This is a genomic window from Maribacter thermophilus (assembly GCF_001020565.1).
GTDB classification, from domain to species: Bacteria; Bacteroidota; Bacteroidia; order Flavobacteriales; family Flavobacteriaceae; genus Maribacter; species Maribacter thermophilus.
The window spans coordinates 419,687-436,776 of sequence record NZ_LDAS01000001.1 but is presented as its reverse complement, the minus strand read 5'-3'; the positions used below and the strand labels follow the sequence as shown (position 1 = coordinate 436,776).

The 17,090-nt window shown below is 43.0% G+C and carries 15 protein-coding genes; 13 read left to right on the top strand and 2 right to left on the bottom strand.

Translation table 11 applies throughout. The annotated features are described in order from the left end of the window. The first annotated feature begins 37 nt into the window (after positions 1-37). The 11 genes from AB657_RS01785 to AB657_RS01735 all read left to right on the top strand — a co-directional run bounded on the left by AB657_RS01785 (position 38) and on the right by AB657_RS01735 (position 9,574). On the top strand, positions 38-517 hold the full coding sequence (locus tag AB657_RS01785; RefSeq protein WP_047244929.1) for a hydrogenase maturation protease: 480 nt from the start codon (positions 38-40) through the stop codon (positions 515-517). After that, positions 514-834, top strand: a complete 321-nt coding sequence (locus AB657_RS01780) for a hypothetical protein (protein ID WP_047244928.1) — start codon at positions 514-516, stop codon at positions 832-834. The genes AB657_RS01785 and AB657_RS01780 overlap by 4 nt, the downstream gene beginning before the upstream one ends. Beyond that, on the top strand, positions 831-1,088 hold the full coding sequence (locus tag AB657_RS01775) for a hypothetical protein (RefSeq protein ID WP_047244927.1): 258 nt from the start codon (positions 831-833) through the stop codon (positions 1,086-1,088). The genes AB657_RS01780 and AB657_RS01775 overlap by 4 nt, the downstream gene beginning before the upstream one ends. After that, positions 1,063-2,544: a hypothetical protein gene (locus AB657_RS01770; RefSeq protein WP_157491547.1), complete on the top strand. Its 1,482-nt coding sequence runs from the start codon at positions 1,063-1,065 to the stop codon at positions 2,542-2,544. The genes AB657_RS01775 and AB657_RS01770 overlap by 26 nt, the downstream gene beginning before the upstream one ends. Further along, the gene (locus AB657_RS01765) at positions 2,544-2,891 is read left to right on the top strand and encodes a hydrogenase maturation nickel metallochaperone HypA/HybF (RefSeq protein ID WP_047244925.1); all 348 of its coding nucleotides are present in this window, start codon (positions 2,544-2,546) and stop codon (positions 2,889-2,891) included. The genes AB657_RS01770 and AB657_RS01765 overlap by 1 nt, the downstream gene beginning before the upstream one ends. 65 nt (positions 2,892-2,956) lie before the next feature. Then, positions 2,957-3,652 carry a hydrogenase nickel incorporation protein HypB gene (gene hypB, locus AB657_RS01760; protein ID WP_047244924.1) on the top strand — a complete coding sequence of 232 codons (696 nt, stop codon included), beginning with the start codon at positions 2,957-2,959 and terminating at the stop codon, positions 3,650-3,652. Between the two features lie 70 nt (positions 3,653-3,722). Next, positions 3,723-5,984: a carbamoyltransferase HypF gene (hypF, locus tag AB657_RS01755; protein WP_047244923.1), complete on the top strand. Its 2,262-nt coding sequence runs from the start codon at positions 3,723-3,725 to the stop codon at positions 5,982-5,984. A 3-nt stretch (positions 5,985-5,987) separates the two neighbouring features. Next, the gene (locus AB657_RS01750) at positions 5,988-6,266 is read left to right on the top strand and encodes a HypC/HybG/HupF family hydrogenase formation chaperone (protein ID WP_013993518.1); all 279 of its coding nucleotides are present in this window, start codon (positions 5,988-5,990) and stop codon (positions 6,264-6,266) included. Positions 6,267-6,272: 6 nt separating this feature from the next. Continuing rightward, positions 6,273-7,367 carry a hydrogenase formation protein HypD gene (gene hypD, locus AB657_RS01745; RefSeq protein WP_047244922.1) on the top strand — a complete coding sequence of 365 codons (1,095 nt, stop codon included), beginning with the start codon at positions 6,273-6,275 and terminating at the stop codon, positions 7,365-7,367. Positions 7,368-7,376: 9 nt separating this feature from the next. Further along, positions 7,377-8,438 (top strand): hydrogenase expression/formation protein HypE, encoded by a 1,062-nt coding sequence (gene hypE / locus AB657_RS01740; RefSeq protein WP_232304830.1) that lies wholly within the window; start codon positions 7,377-7,379, stop codon positions 8,436-8,438. A gap of 41 nt (positions 8,439-8,479) precedes the next feature. Then, positions 8,480-9,574, top strand: coding sequence for an NHL repeat-containing protein (locus AB657_RS01735; RefSeq protein WP_047244921.1), 1,095 nt, complete (start codon positions 8,480-8,482; stop codon positions 9,572-9,574). Here AB657_RS01735 and AB657_RS01730 read toward each other — a convergent pair. Then, entirely contained in the window at positions 9,571-10,275 is a 705-nt protein-coding gene (locus AB657_RS01730) for an urease accessory protein UreH domain-containing protein (RefSeq protein WP_047244920.1), read from the bottom strand. The genes AB657_RS01735 and AB657_RS01730 overlap by 4 nt on opposite strands. 365 nt (positions 10,276-10,640) lie before the next feature. Here AB657_RS01730 and AB657_RS17580 point away from each other — a divergent pair, with 365 nt between their 5' ends. Further along, a complete protein-coding gene (locus AB657_RS17580) occupies positions 10,641-15,161 on the top strand; it encodes a hybrid sensor histidine kinase/response regulator transcription factor (protein WP_052958596.1) in 4,521 nt (1,506 codons plus the stop codon). A gap of 113 nt (positions 15,162-15,274) precedes the next feature. Next, a complete protein-coding gene (locus tag AB657_RS18040) occupies positions 15,275-15,418 on the top strand; it encodes a hypothetical protein (RefSeq protein WP_198146855.1) in 144 nt (47 codons plus the stop codon). Between the two features lie 13 nt (positions 15,419-15,431). Here the strand turns inward: AB657_RS18040 and AB657_RS01715 are convergent, their stop codons facing one another. Beyond that, positions 15,432-17,063 (bottom strand): sulfatase family protein, encoded by a 1,632-nt coding sequence (locus AB657_RS01715; RefSeq protein WP_047244919.1) that lies wholly within the window; start codon positions 17,061-17,063, stop codon positions 15,432-15,434. Between the last annotated feature and the right edge of the window lie 27 nt (positions 17,064-17,090).

Below are 17,090 nucleotides of genomic sequence, written 5' to 3'. Positions count from 1 at the left end.
GACCTGTGAGGTCTTTGTATCTAAAACAAGAGAGCTTATGAAGACGGCAATAATGGGCTTCGGAAACCCCGTACGTAGTGATGATGCGGTAGGTATTTACGTCATCGAGGAACTGCGAAAAAAACTCCCCGAAACCGAAGACATCAGTATATTTGACATGGGCACCGCGGCCTTTGAGGTACTCTTTGGCCTAAAAGGGCACGACAAGATTATTTTGGTAGATGCGGTACTTAACAGCAATGAACCTGTAGGCACCTTGTTCAAGGTACCTGCCGAAGAAGTGATGAAAGCCCCACAAGACGACCCCATGGTCTTCTTGCATGGCATGAAATGGGACCAAGCCCTATCCTATACAAAAAAAATACTACGCGATGAATATCCCGAGGATATTCAAGTATATCTCGTAGCTATAGAAAACACAAAACTAGAGGTAGACTTAAGCGATGAGGTAAAGGGCGCCGGAAATAAAATTGTACAACATATTTTGGAAGACCTAAAGCTATCGATACCCTCGTGAACCCTAAAATTAGCCTAAAAACTTCCCATATTTACTTAGACCATGAGCTGATAACCCCCATTTTTGGGGAAAGTCTTTATGCTTATGTAACCTATGTAAAGGAACAGGGCCATATTTTGATCACGCCCGTTACAAGCCAGTGGTTCGTAAAAATGTACAAACCCACGCAGTTTCTATTAAAAACGCGTACCTTAAAGGGTGACAAGACCCTTGCTGTTCGCGAGTTGTTGATAGATAACGATTTGGATATGAGCGATAGGGAACTGGACTATGAAATTATTGAAAAGACCCATTTGATCAAGGTGGCTATCTCATGACGAAACAACGAAATAATTGGCTTTTGGATGCCGAGGTACAGTACAAGGTTACCCCGGTAAAAGGCCGTTGGGAAGTTTCGCTGATATTCATCAACACCAAAGACCCGAAACAGGTCTTGGTTCAGACCATAGGGGATTACAGAACGGAACGCCTGGCCGAGATATATGGCAGAAACATGATGTTGACGGCGGCGAAAGACCCCCGCGGCACACAAAAAGTAGACAAAGATGCTTACGATATTAACAACAACTGAGGCCTTGCAGAAAGCACAGGATGCGATTGCGACAGTTAACCGATTGAACGAATTGGTCACGGTAACCGACAACCCCGAAGGCATAACGGACATAAAGACGCTGACATTGGAAGCCGATACTATATCGATTCCCTTGGATTGGTACGATTTGGAACCACCCTATGTGTTTCCCAAGTTTCCATTTACCCAAAAAAATTTGCTTGCCTTGGTATTCTACAAGTTGGGAAACCATCAGAAGGCCTTTGAATTTGTTTCGGAAGAATCGTCCCTGTACCACCATCTTTTAATTGCGACCCATTTACAGTTCGGCTACGAGATTTCGCCTAACATGATCGATTTCTGCTACAACACCTCGGCCCACAACAGTGCCATTATCCACTATTACGGTGCCGTGGCGCCCTCCCAAGGGCATACCGAGCTTAAAAAGGGATTTACCGAAGCCCTAGAAAAAGCCGAAAACGATGAGATCAAAGTTTTTACGGGTAAACATTACCTGAATTTGTTACTGGATTCGGGAGAATTGGAGGAAGCCGAACAATGGACGAAAAAACTCCTTAACATTGCCGTTTCAGACGATGCCAAAAATGCGATGAACAGTCATTTGGCCGGTATTCTAATGGCCCGGTTACAAGTGCCTTACGACCCGGAAAAATTAAATGAGGTGCACGAGCTGCAGATGGGCTGCATTGCCTATTACGAAGAAAAAGGATTGGGCGTACAGGCCGGCATGTTATTGGTGGACGCCTCTGAAATTGCCAATTTCAAGAAAGACTTCATCGCGGCAAAGGAATTGATCAATAGGGCCATCCAATATTTTCGGAAGGAAAACATTCCCGAATTCTTGGGAGAGGCCATGTACAAAAAAGCCATTCTTTTGTACACCTGGTCAAAGAATGGGAGTCCACAGTATTACAAGGCGGCCATCAATGCTTTCCAAGATGTTCTCAAAGTCTTTAAGCGCGATACCCATCCACAGAAATTTGCTGATGTGCATCACAATTTGGCACTTATCTACTCGGAAATTCCGGTATCGCCCGAAGAAAAACCCATGTGGACGGCCTTTTGCGCTTCTTCCTTTAAAGAAGTGCTAGCCTTCTATACCAAAGAAAAATATCCTTACGAAAACGCCATGGCCAGCCATAATTACGCAACGGCCCTGATGCATTTCCCCCCTGCGAAAATCCATAACAATCTGGAGAAGGCGGCGGGACTTTTCAATGAGGCCCTTGAAATACGAACGGCAAGCGAATATCCGTTCGAACGTGCCCTTACCCTATTGAACCAATTGGAACTGGGGTGGCTCACGCACAACGAAAACAGTTCTGAAGAACTCAAAAAATACGAAGCAATGAAAGCCAAGGCCGAGGAGATAAAAACCTTGGTCGACGACAAAAACCTGATTGCCCAAGCCGATCAGCATTTAGAAGAATTGGAAAAAGTAAAAAGTTTGATCTAATGCACGAAACATCGATCGTAAATAGCATTATGCGCACCTTGGAACAGGAGTTCGAAAGGGAGAAACTGAACAAAATGAAGGCCATTCATCTCAAGGTGGGTATCTTATCGAACATCGAACCCCGCCTTTTGCACAATGCCTATAGCGCCTATCACCTGACCCATCCGGGGTACCACCATGTGGAATTACACATCGAATCTACCCCGCTAAAAATCCAATGCGAGGTCTGTAACCATATTACCGATGTACAGAACTATCGGTTTATCTGTGAAAATTGCGACCGGCCCAGCAAAAATGTGATCCAAGGCGAGGAAATGCTGATCCATAAAGTAGAATTTGAAGACTGACCCCAGAGGCCAGCCCATTATAACAACGAATTACGACCCTTTAGGGTCACTAAAAAAAGGAAAAAATGGTAGAAAAATCAACGAAGACGGCACGGGGTACCGTGCAATGTGAAAACACGAACATCCATTTGCTGAAGGCCAATGATTTTGTGGCCGACATCATTAAAAAGGAAATGGCCAAGACCGGCACCCTTTTGATCAATATTACCTCTTCGGCAGGAAGCGGTAAAACGACCCTTATGCAGAAAACGGCCGAAAAGCTGAAAGACAAGATAAATATTGCCGTTATGGTCGGCGACCTCGAAACCGAACGCGATGCCGAACGCATCCGCGAAACGGGCATTCAGGCCCTACAGATCGTAACCGGGGGCATCTGCCATTTGGAAGCCCAAATGGTACACCAGGTACTGGACCAATTCGACTTGGAAAACATCGATTTGCTCTTCATTGAAAATGTGGGCAATTTGGTCTGCCCCTCTTCCTTTGATTTGGGCGAGGACTACCGCGTAACCCTAATGGCCACCACCGAGGGTGACGACAAACCCAAAAAGTACCCCAAAATGTTCTTGACGAGCGACATGATGCTGGTTTCCAAGGCCGATCTGTTACCCTACGTTCCATTTTCGGTAGAGGCCGTTACTAAGGATGCCCGAGAGGTGAACCACGAAATAGAGGTATTGCAGATATCTTCCATCACCGATGAAGGTATCGATCAATGGTGCGATTGGCTGTTGAAAAAGGTAAAACAAAAGAAAGGATAGGTCTTCATAAAAGGAATCTTACAATAGACCTCGCGGGCCTTAAAGACCCGCGAGGTCTATACTTGAAACCATGGCAAAAACTTTTCAAATCATTATTTCTGGGCAAGTACAAGGAGTCGGGTTTCGCCCCTTTGTCTATGGTTTGGCACAGCAATATCGATTAAAAGGCATGGTTTGCAATAATGAGGATGGTGTCTTGATCCACCTAAATTCCAAGGAAGAAAAGGCGGAGGAATTTTTAAGGGCCCTTATTGAAAACGCCCCTGAAATTTCAGTTATTCAATCACATTCCCTTTCAGAAATAGCCTTTCGTGAATATGATACCTTCAGCATAGCTCCTTCAGAAACCCAACACCAGATCAACATTCCGTTAACGCCAGATTTCGTTATTTGTGAATCCTGCAAATCGGAAATCAGGAATACGGCCGACCGCCGATACGCTTATGCCTTTACCACCTGCACCCAGTGTGGGCCCCGGTATGCGGTAACCACAAAATTTCCTTTTGAACGGGCCAACACCACCTTATCGGACTTTAGTATGTGTACTGAATGCGAAACGGAATACACCAATGCCGATGACCGGCGCTTTCATTCACAGACCAATAGCTGTAAGGAATGTGGTATTCAATTGAACCTAACGACTTCGGATGGAACGCCCCTAGCCACCGACACTACCGAGATTATAAAAAAAGTTTCGGGATTTATTCTTTCGGGAAACATTGTGGCCCTTAAAAACACGAACGGCTATTTGCTTTGTTGCGATGCCAACAACAAAACGGCCATAGCCCGACTACGGAAAAAAAAGCAACGCCCCAGCAAACCCTTTGCCCTCCTCTATCCATCACTCGAAAAAATAAAAAACGACTTTGAACTCGGTACCGATGAAGAGAAGGCCCTTACCGCTTCGGCCGGCCCCATCGTAATTCTCCGACCCAAGAAAAAGATTACCGATTTGGCAAAACGGACCATAGCTCCCGGGTTGAACCAACTGGGTGTCATGTTGCCTTCTTCGGCCCTGCTCACCCTTTTGATGGACGCCTTGAAAATCCCCATTATCGCCACGAGCGGAAACATTCACGGTTCACCGATGATTTCCGAAGCCGCCGATGCCGTAGCGAAGTTATCGGACGTTGCCGATTACTTTGTACACCATAATTTAAAAATAGCGTTTCCGCAGGATGATTCGGTCGTCCGTTTTGCCGGAGAACAACAGATTACCCTCCGACGTTCCCGCGGGCTCGCCCCCAATTATTTGAACGCCCCCCTATCGGGAGAGAAAAAGGTATTGGCCATGGGCGCCCACCTAAAAAGTACCTTCACTTTTGTTCCCAATGCCCACACCTATGTGAGTCCCTATTTCGGAAACCTCGACAGCTACGACGTCTTAGAACGTTTCCAAGAAAACATAACAAAATTCACCTCCCTCTTCGAAACACGGCCCGAGGTCGTTTTGATCGATGCCCACCCCCAATACCAGAGCAGTATTTTGGGAAGGGAATGGGCCAACAAATGGAAGGCCGAACTACGGACCGTTCAACACCACAAGGCCCATTTTGCCAGTGTTCTGGGAGAACATCGGCTCTTCGGTTCCACAGAAAAAATAATGGGCGTGATTTGGGACGGTACCGGCTTGGGTGATGATGGTGCCATTTGGGGCGGCGAGTTCTTCGTTTTTGACGACCAAAAGATGGAACGCTTGGCCCATTTTGAGTATGTAGATTGGATCGCTGCGGACAATATGGCCAAGGAACCCCGTTTGTCCTTGCTCTGTATGCTTCCCAAAACCCAAAGGGAAGGTGTTCGGCAAAAATTCTCTAAAACGGAATGGAAGGTCTACAACACAATGTTGGAAAAAAATACCTTGAAAACCTCTTCCGTCGGCCGCTTGTTCGATGCCGTGGCCTCTCTTCTTGATTTGGGGGATACAACTTCTTACGAAGGAGAGGCCGCCATGTATTTGGAAAACGAGTCCCTAAATTATACAGGCAATGATCCTATTGATTTTTTAGAAGGAATAGTGGAGAAAAACATCCCCGTAAAAACCCTAATGTCCAACATCTTAAAAACAAAAACGGAAGGGCTTTCCAAATCACAAATCGCACATGGTTTTATCCATACCCTGGCCTTATCTATTTTAAAGATGGCAAGGCAAAACCATTGCAAAACCATAGCCTGTAGCGGCGGTGTTTTTCAGAATTCGCTATTGGTCGAAAAACTGTCTCAACTAGGAAAAAAACAAGGCTTCAAGTTAAAATTTAATCGTATATTGTCTAGTAACGACGAGAACATTTCGTTCGGACAACTATGCTACTATCAATATATTAAAAATTGAATTATGTGCTTAGCAATTCCAGGTAAAATTAAGAGTATAGAAAGTCAATATGATGGTATGGTACGAATGGCCAAAGTCTCCTTTGGCGGTATCACCAAAGAAGCCAGTCTAGAGATGCTGCCCGATGCCGACGTAGGTGATTATGTATTGGTGCACGTGGGTGTCGCCATTAGCAAAGTAGACGAGGAAGAAGCACAAAAAACGTTCAAATACCTTGAGGAAATCGGGGAGTTGGGCGATTTGGAAGATGTAGACGAATATTTACCAAAAACCGATAATTAGTGAACTATGAAGTACATGTCGGAATACCGTGACCCCGAGTTGGCAAAAAAATATTTGGAAGAAATAGAAAGAACCGTTTCCCGACCTTGGTCTATCATGGAAGTTTGCGGTGGACAGACGCACAGTCTGGTAAAAAATGGCATCATCGATATGTTGCCCGATAAGGTCACTATGATCCATGGGCCTGGTTGTCCGGTCTGTGTAACACCCTTGAACCTGATAGACAAAGCTATTTATCTTGCTTCGGAAAAGGGAGTGATCCTCTGTTCCTTTGGTGATATGCTACGTGTACCTGGTTCACAAAAAAGTCTCTTGGAAGCCAAGGCCGAAGGGGCCGATGTACGTATTTTATACTCTCCCTTGGAGGCCGTAAAAATTGCCGAGGACAACCCCGATAAAGAGGTGGTCTTCTTTGCCGTGGGCTTCGAGACGACAGCCCCTGCCAACGCCTTGTCTGTAGTACATGCCCACCGTAGAGGGGTAAAAAACTATTCCATCTTGGCATCGCATGTATTGGTTCCCCCGGCGATAAAGGCGGTTATCGACGACGAAGAAAGTAAGATTGATGGATTTTTGGCGGCAGGCCACGTATGTACCATCATGGGCAATTCGGAATACCATCCCTTATCGGCCGAATATAAGGTTCCTATCGTCGTAACCGGTTTTGAGCCCTTGGATGTGCTTCAAGGTATCTTGATGGTTATCCGCCAGTTGGAACAGAGCAAGTCGGAAGTTGAAAACCAATATGCCCGTATCGTTCGGGAAGAAGGAAATCCCGAGGCACAAAAAATCATCAACGAGGTATTCGAGGTACACAACCAAACGTGGCGAGGTATCGGTGAGATTCCCGATAGCGGCTATGCGATCCGTGACAAATATGCCCAGTTCGATGCCGCCAAAAAATACAATGTCAATATAACGGAAGCCCCCGAAAACCCTTTGTGCATTTCTGGACAGATTATGAAGGGTATCAAAAAACCTTTTGAGTGCTCACAGTTCGGAAAAACATGTAAACCGACCAACCCCTTGGGCGCTCCTATGGTAAGTAGCGAAGGGGCATGCGCTGCATACTATCACTTTTCGGGAATGGTGGAAGCTTAATCAAATTTTATGTCAGAGAAGAATAAAATACGCATGCAACTGCAATGCCCTATGCCCAAACTTGACTTTGATGTCATTACCTTGGGGCACGGCAGCGGAGGAGTACTTACCAACAAACTATTGGACAGCGGGGTCTTTGACCTGTTCAGTAACGATATATTAAACGAAAGACACGACGGTGCCTTTTTGGAATTAGATGGAAAAACGGCTTTTTCCACCGACAGTTTTTTGGTCTCACCCATTTTTTTTCCGGGCGGGAACATCGGTGAGCTTGCGGTGAACGGCACGGTAAACGACCTGGCCATGTGCGGGGCCACCCCCAAATACCTATCCTTGAGCTTTATTATCGAGGAAGGACTGCCCGTAAAGGAGTTTTGGGACATTCTGGTCTCCATCAAATATGCCTGTGAAAAAGCGGGCGTGCAAATCGTAACCGGTGATACCAAAGTAGTGGAAAAGGGAAAAGGCGATAAAATTTTTGTGAACACCTCCGGACTCGGCCCCATACATCCGAAAGCGAACATTAGCGCCAAAAACATAGCGGTAGGCGATAAAATCATCATTAGCGGCAATATCGCTTCCCACGGAATGGCCATTATGTCAGTACGTGAGGGACTGGAATTCGATTCCGAAATACAAAGCGACACCACCAACCTCAACCATACGGTAATCAAACTGATCGATGAGTTTGGCGGGGATATCCACCTATTGACCGACCCTACACGGGGCGGCGTGGCCACGGTGCTAAAGGAAATAGCCCAATCGTCGGAAATAGGAATCGACGTGTTTCAAAAAGACCTGCCTATAGACGACCAAGTAGCCAGTGCCTGCGAACTCTTGGGCCTCGACCCCTTGTACGTGGCCAATGAGGGACTCTTCATAGCCTTTGTCTCCGATGCATCGGCCGATGCAGTTTTGGAACGTTTACGGCAAGATGAAAAGGGCAAAAACGCACGGATCATCGGAAGCGTAGTCGGCGAACACCCGAAACAGGTAATCATGGAAAGCGGTATAGGCGGTAAACGCGTAATCAGCATGTTGCCCGGCGAGCAGTTACCAAGAATCTGCTAATCATAGAATTAAAAAAGTTCCAAGACCAAGAAACCACATGTATGAATTTTGACACTTTAGGTACGAACGTTACCAACCACTATATTTTTAAAGGTTCGGAACAAACGCCCTTTTTGGCACCAAGAGGCGTTTTTGTGGCCGATAACCATCTCTTTGTTTCCGATACGGGACGGAATCGGGTGTTTATCTGGAAAGAGTTGCCCACATCGGAATATCGGGAGCCAGATGTGGTCTTGGGCCAACCGAGCATTTCGGAAACAGGAAGAAATTCGGGGGGGCTGGTATCGGAACGTACCCTACACTACCCCTCCGGTATTTGGAGCGATGGCACTATATTGATCGTCGGCGACGCATGGAACCATCGGGTGCTGATCTGGCATACCCTGCCTACAGAAAATGGGCAAGCGGCCGATGTGGTCCTTGGGCAGCCCGATTTTGCTTCCAACCAACCCAATGTTGACGGAATAGGAAACGACCCTTCGGCACAAACCTTGAATTGGCCCTATGGTGTTTTTTCGAATGGAAGCAGTCTATGGATAGCCGATACCGGAAACCGCAGGATCCTTTTTTACCAAGACATCCCCAAAACCAATTTTGAAGCGGCCGACAAGGTCATCGGGAAACCCGATTTTACGACCCGCGATTACGAAAATCACGAGCCCATTTGGCCCTATTCGGTGAAAGTGAACGCCAATAACCAAATGGTCGTCGCCGATACGCAGTTCTATAGAAGCCTCATCTGGCACAATGCCGAAGAAGCTTTTACCAAACCTGCGGATGTAATCATAGGCCAGCCCGATTTTGATGCTTGTGGACAAAATCAATTTGGTCTCTTCCCCAGTTCGAAATCACTGAACTGGACCTATGATGCCTGTTTTTATAAGGACGGACTTTTGGTAAACGATACGGGGAACAGTAGAATATTGTGGTTCGACACCCTTCCACAGAACAACAATGCCGAGGCTACGGCCGTCATCGGAAAGCGCGATTTTAAAACAGGAAGTGAAAACAAGGAAACCTTGCACGGTACCGCAAGTTCGCTCTACTGGCCCTTTTCCATATCTACCCAAGGGAACAAGCTGGTCATTGCCGATACGGGCAACCACCGTTTGGTCATTACCGACCTAAAATTTTAGAGTCCCAAATACAACCAATACACCCCTACGAAAATAGCGAAGAGTCCACCCGAAAGGCGCACCATTTTGAAAAGCGATTTGCTTTGGCCTTTGGCATAGCCCGATACTTTTCCCAATAGAAAGGTATATATGGTCATGGCCAGCACCGTACCTATGCCAAAGCCTACGATATATTGAAGGCTTTCGCCCTGACTTTCGAATCCCAGTACCGGGAGCAAAAGTATAAAATGCGCAACCCCGGCAAGCCCGTGCAGCACGCCTATACCAAAGGAAGACCAAACGTTCTGTTTTACCTTTTTATCATGGGCATGTGCGTGTTCGAGTTTATTGGTGTCATGATCGTGTTCGTGTACATGGATATAGGGCTCCTCCCCATCATGTACATGGGGGTGTTTGTGGTTTTTGGTTTTGTAGAAAAGGCTGAACAGGGCCCATAGTCCGATGGCAATCAATACCACCCCCACCAATTGCTCGCTGTGTTCCGAGATTTTTTCTATGGGAATGTACTCTCTAAAGGCAAGAAAAAGGAGTCCTATCAAAAGCATTCCTACCAAATGGCCAAAACCCCAAAAAAGGCCTATTCTCCATACTTTTCGACGGGTTTCAATGGCCAGGGGCGTAACTGCCGCTAAATGATCGGGCCCCGAAACCACATGTAGTACGGCAGCCGCAATACCAGCAAATAAAGGAAAGTTGAACATAGTGTGAATTAATAGTAACAATTTAATAAAATACCGTACAAAAAAGCAAAAAAGTACTATTTATATTACTGTTGGATATTATAAATTTTGGTAGATTTTAATGTTTTAAAGATTGGTACATAATTCATAACGATCAAAACCAAAACACGCTCATATCTCCATTTAAAAAAACTGCTTTCGGCATTCTTTTAAAAAAGACATTATTTACATTTATTTCTTCCCTTGCTGGCCTTAAAACAGATAACCTCAAAAAAAACCTTTTGCCCTAAACAGCTTAACGTAACTATTTAAATTTCAGCTAGTAATTAATTCTACAATTAAGAAAAAACCTATATTTAAAAGCTATTTACCAACCATTAAAAGTATTGCAAATATATCACAAGTATAGTGATCGTGTTTCTTACACACCTTGGCCCTTAATATTCCTTATCTTTTATTTTGGATATTATGCAACCTCTTATGCCCAAGATTCTTCAAGTAGTTTTAACGAATTTTCATTTAATAACATTACCGTAAATGAAGGTCTTTCTCAAAATAGTGTTGTAAGCATTGATCAAGACACTACAGGCTTTCTCTGGTTTGCTACGCAAGATGGATTGAATAGATATGATGGAAGGGAATTTAATATTATAAAAGAACAGTTTGAAGATGTTACCAGACCAACTTATAGCAGGTTAGGCAAAGTCTTTACCGATAAAACAAACAATTTATGGGCCATTACCTACCCTGGGATATTGAAATATTACGATAGAACCAAAAACGAATTTAAAAAAGTTAATTCAGTAAATAATGCCAGTGTTATATATGAAGATTCATACAATAACCTATATATAGCCACTTTTGAAAATGGTATTTACAAAATAGCGCATGACACAAAAGATACCGTTCAGGTGTTGGATAAGGCTTACCGAAATTTAAACGTATATGACTTAATAGAACATGAAAATGATATTTGGATTGCCGCCTCGGGAGGAATTTATAAGTTAAACCCAAAAAAGCACTCCTTAGATGTGGTTCAAGAGTTGCCGGACACCAACTTTAGCTCCTTTACCCAAATAGCGGACAAACTATATATTGGCAGTTACGGCAAAGGGTTGTTCGTATATTCTACCAGTACTAATTCTGTTGAACAGTTTAGGGGGTTCAACAATAAAAGATTCCACACAAATTTTGTGATACAAGATCTATTGACAGATAATTACGATAGACTATGGGTCGCAACTTACGGTCAAGGCCTATATATAATCGATTTCAACAATAAAATAATTAGCCATTTCATGGCTGATAAGAATAACCCCTATGCCATTCATTATAACGATATACTATCCCTTTTTCAAGATAACACCGGAACCATTTGGCTGGGGACCGATGGTGGCGGACTTAGTTATTACGATGAATATTTATCAAAATTCAACACTCTTACAAACAAACAATTACCTGAATATACACATGTTGACGTTGCCCGATCTATCGTAGCCGAAAACGGAAATATATGGATCGGAACATCGGGAAAAGGATTGACAAAAATTAATTTGGCCAGCAAGGAATCGTCTACAATAAATGCGGATAATTCCAACCTGTTGGGCGATCGAATCATGTCTTTGTACCATGGCAACAATTTCTTATGGATCGGTCACCAAGACCATGGTCTTCAAAAGATGAGTATAAATGGTAATATATTCTCTATTGCAGAAACCAAAGACTTTACCATTTGGAAAATTTTAAAAGCAAAAAACAACAGAATTTGGTTGTGTACCAGAAATCATGGACTAGTACTCTATGACGTAAAAAAAGGAATAGAGGCCCAATTTAATAGGGCCAATTCATTACTTACCACAGACAATGTACGGACCATAACATATGGCCGAGACAGTATTATTTGGATCGGTACCGAACATAACGGTCTTTTTTATCTAGATACAACCTCAAACAAAATAACACAGATTAAAACCATTCCCGACAAAATAAAATCGCTTTATTACCAAAACGATACACTTTGGATAGGTACCAACGGAAACGGACTTGCACTATACAATACCATTAATGATTCTATTCAGAGGTTCACTACTAAAAATGGTCTCGCCAACAATGTTATATACGGCATTCTACCCGACAACCAGTACAATTTATGGCTAAGCTCTAATAAAGGGATCTCAAAATTTTCCTTGAAAAACGGGCAACCTTTGGTAGAGAATTATGAAAATTATGACGGATTACAATCCTATGAATTCAATACAGGCGCCTATTTCAAAGGAGCGGACGGCACTCTTTATTTTGGAGGCCTAGAGGGTATCAATTGGTTTAACCCCGATCAATTAAAAACAAATCCGTATAAACCTAAAACGGTAATAACCAATGTTAAGGTTTTTAATGCTACACGTAGTCTTTCTGAAAAGATTCCCTTAAAACATACCCAGAACACCATCACCTTTACATTTTCTTCTTTACAATTCTCACAACCGAAACTAAATCAATATAAATACAGATTAGTAGGCAACGATAACGATTGGACCTCTGCCGGCAACAATAACCAAATTCGTTATACCAATTTACCTCCGGGCAAATATACTTTTGAGGTAATATCCAGTAACTATGACGGTGTTTGGGGCAATTATCCGGCTACATACCATTTTGAAATAGAACAACCCTGGCATTTTACCAACATGGCTCCGGCCGTATTTACATCCTTTACCTTACAAGGATGCTTTATAGCTATCGGGATATTCATGTTCTTACTGTACTTTAAATTAAGAAAACCCGACTACATTCTATATGGCTCTTATATATTGCTTTTTGCCGCTTATTTTTTTCTTCGCATAGATTTAGAGCTGCAAACGGGTTTGTTCGTAAAGGACAGCAATACCATCTATAATTTCTTGACCCCACTTATCTTTTTAGTCTCGGGAATATTTATCATGTTCGTTAATTCCTTTGCCGAAATAAAAAACTACCATCCCAGATTTTCAAAAGAACTTAACTGGTTTGCCTTTACCACATATATATTGGCAGCGGTGTCATTTTTATACCTAATGGCCACCAAAAACATATCATTGGTAAGGGACCATTTAAATCTTATACTATTGCCCATGCATTTATATGGCATATACGCGGTTATAAGGGCTTATATTATCGTAAAATCCCCCTTAAGATATTATATTTTGTTAGGTAATATATTTCTCATCGGCTTAACTATGATAGGGGTTTACTACGGTTCTAGAAATGCCTTTACAGGTGGTGCCGAAGCCAATAACCTCTTAGGTTTTTACAGTTTCAATATCAGTCAAGTGGCGGTATTTTTAGAAATGATCGTATTTTCATTAGGGTTGGGGCATAAATTCTACTTTGTAGAAATAGAAAAAGATAAAATTCAAAAGACCGACGAATTAAAAACAAAACTTTATACCGATATATCTCACGAAATCAGAACCCCACTTACCCTTATCTCAGGGCCCATAGAACATCAATTGGAGAGAGAAAACCTTTCTTCTGACGATAAAAAAGAATTGACACTCATAAAAGACAATGCACAAAGACTTTTAGGACTGGTAAACCAAATGTTAGACCTATCGATGATAGACTCTGGCCATCTAAAACTAAAAGTTACCAAAGGAGACCTTAGGGGAATATTAGTACAACTGGTAGAAGCTTACTCCTATCTTGCCCGTGAAAAAAATATCGATATCAACTACGAACTAAAAAAAATGGACCGTGTTTGGTTTGATAAAGATGTGATAGAAAAGGTTGTATCCAACCTGTTATCCAATGCCATAAAATATGCACCGAAAAATAGTGAGGTTTGGGTAAATGCCAAAAAAGCACAGGGTGACCTTATATTCTCTATCATAAACCATACGGATGGAATGACTATAGAAGATCTAGGTAAACTTTTTAAACGTTTTTACCGAAATAACAAAGACACCGAAGGCGTGGGGGTAGGTCTGGCCCTGGTACGAGAATTGGTATCCTTATCAAATGGAAGTATTATAGCAAACAGTATCGGTGAAGATAAAATTCAGTTTACGCTTACCCTACCGGTAACCCAACCGGAAATAGAAACAAATACAGTGGAGGTAGACAAGCTACAAAAAAGTGACCCTATAGAAAATGCCCCAATAACACAAAACAGTGGTAAAAAGGCAACACTACTATTAATAGAAGACGATAAGGATGTGCTAAAATATATCTCTTCAATTTTTAAGAGCAATTACAAGGTAATTAAAGCACAGAACGGAAAGGTTGGACTTGAAATGGCTTTACAACATTGTCCCGACCTGATCATAAGCGATTTAATGATGCCCCTTAAAAATGGCATCGAACTTTGCCATGATATAAAGAACAATGAGTTCACCAGCCATATCGCTATTATATTGCTTACAGCGAAAGCTAACGAAGAAAGCGAATTAAAAGGATTTAGAACTGGGGCCGATGCCTATATCACCAAACCTTTTAACCCTAATATATTAAAGGTAAGGGTAGCGAAACTTTTAGAAAATAGAACGCGGCTTCAAAAACACTATTCAAGAACCTTTAAGATAGATCCTGGCCTTGTTCCTACCAAAACAGAAGCTGCATTTTTAAAACGACTTCAAAATGTTTTGGACAACCATATTACCTCTACAGAGTTTACGAGTGAAAAGTTCTCAAAACTCATGCTAATGAGCCGTTCCCAGCTGCACAAAAAACTGAATGCCATTAGCGGCATGTCTACCTCTGAGTTTGTAAGGGTGCAACGTATTAATTTAGCCAAGAAGCTCTTAAAGGAATCGGATGCCACCATTTCTGAAATTGGCTACCAAGTAGGCTTCAATACCCCTTCTTATTTTACCAAGTGTTTTAAAGAGATTGTGGGATGTACACCCAATGAGTATATATCAAAACAGTCATAGCATATGCCCCCCTCTAGCTAAGGAAACATCTATTATACAATTAAAAACATACTTACCATCCCTCTTCTTCGTTTCAAGGTACCTTTATCCACCTACCTTACCACCCCAAAACCATGAAACACAAAACAGGAGAAAATAAAATTTATTTGAGCATTGACCACCTCAAAGAAGGAAAATACGAGCTTTTTATACTGCAGGACGATAAAGTCATTAAAACTTTCGAAATAATTAAGTGGGATGGTACCGAAATAAAATAATAGTCTCTCTCTCCTATTTTCCCCTTAAGCGTTTAAATTGTTTATAGGCTTTGTCGATGTCTTCGGGCGAAGCTTTTTCAAACTCCTTGTCGGTTATTTTGTAAACCTTTTGTACAGAATCCAGTTTACGGTGCATATTCGCTACAATTCCGCTATAGCCCCTATCCGAATATACATTGTGAAGTTCGTGCGGATCTCTTTTTAGGTCGTAGAGCTCCCAAGTGTCTATATCGTCATAAAAATGCATCAGCTTAAAGCGTTTCGTACGGATACCATAGTGTTTTTTCACCATGTGAAAGGCGGGGTAGTCGTAATAGTGATAATACACAACATCCCTAAAATCGGCTTCGTCCATACTACCGTCCAACACCCCCTTAAAGGATTGGCCCTGCATGTCTTTCCCTAAATCGTTCAACCCGGCAAAATCAAGAAAGGTCTGGGCAAAATCGAGGTTTTGTACCATGGCATCTACCTTTGTTCCGGGTGCTATGGTTCCCGGTAATTGCATCAGCAAGGGCGAACCAAAGGATTCTTCGTACATAAAACGTTTGTCGAACCATCCTTTCTCCCCTAGGTAGAAACCCTGATCGGAGGTATAGACCACCAAGGTATTTTCATCGAGGCCGCTTTCTTCCAAATAATCCAAAATACTCCCCACACCTTCGTCCACTGCGGCAATGGTGGCCATGTAATCCTGTAAATAGCGTTGCCCTTTCCATTCGGCCAGTTGCCTGCCCGACAAGTTGGCCTTGTGAAAGGCATTGTTCTTTGGTAAATAGGCCGCATCCCATTGCTTGCGCTGCTCCGGTGTCATTCTCTCAAAATCGGTGGTCCATGGGTTATGTGCCAATTCGGTACTGCCATATGCCTTGGTCATCTTAAGATCGTGCCCTTCGTACATGTCATCGTAAATGGTCTGCAATTGTTCCTGTGCCGCCCGTTGGTTTTTAAAGGTCGGAAAATAGGACTCGGGCAAGGGAAATTGTACGGAGTCATATTTGTTGACATGGCGCAAAGCGGGCATCCAGTTGCGATGTGGGGCTTTGTGGTGCACCATTAAAAAGAAGGGCACGGTGTCGTTTCGTTTGTGTTGCAGCCAGTCGAGGGCATCATGGGTAATGATATCCGTGGCGTATCCTTCGATACGGGTGGTATCGCCATTTTCTATAAAATCGGGATTGTAATAATTGCCCTGGTCGACAATGATTTTCCAATGATCAAATCCTTGGGGATATCCGTGTAAATGCCATTTACCTACAATAGCGGTTTGATAGCCCGCTTTTTTCAACAGTTTGGGCAAGGTGGGCTGATTGCCATCAAAATGGTCGCCGTTCTGCCTAAACCCGTTGATATGGCTATGTTTTCCGGTTAGAATTACGGCCCTACTGGGCCCACAGATGGCATTGGTAACAAAATTATGGCGAAACAAGGCCCCATTGGAAGCCAAACGGTCTATGTTGGGCGTAGGTGCCACCTTACCAATGGGGTGACCATAGGCACTTATGGCCTGTGAAGCATGGTCGTCCGACATGATAAAGATAATATTGGGTCTTTTCTTTTCCGGAGTTTCCGATGCTTTTTCCGTTTTACAGGAAAGGACCATGCTTCCTACACAAGCCCATATCAGTATGACTTTGTATCTCATAATTATTTATGGATAGGTTTTTTCGTT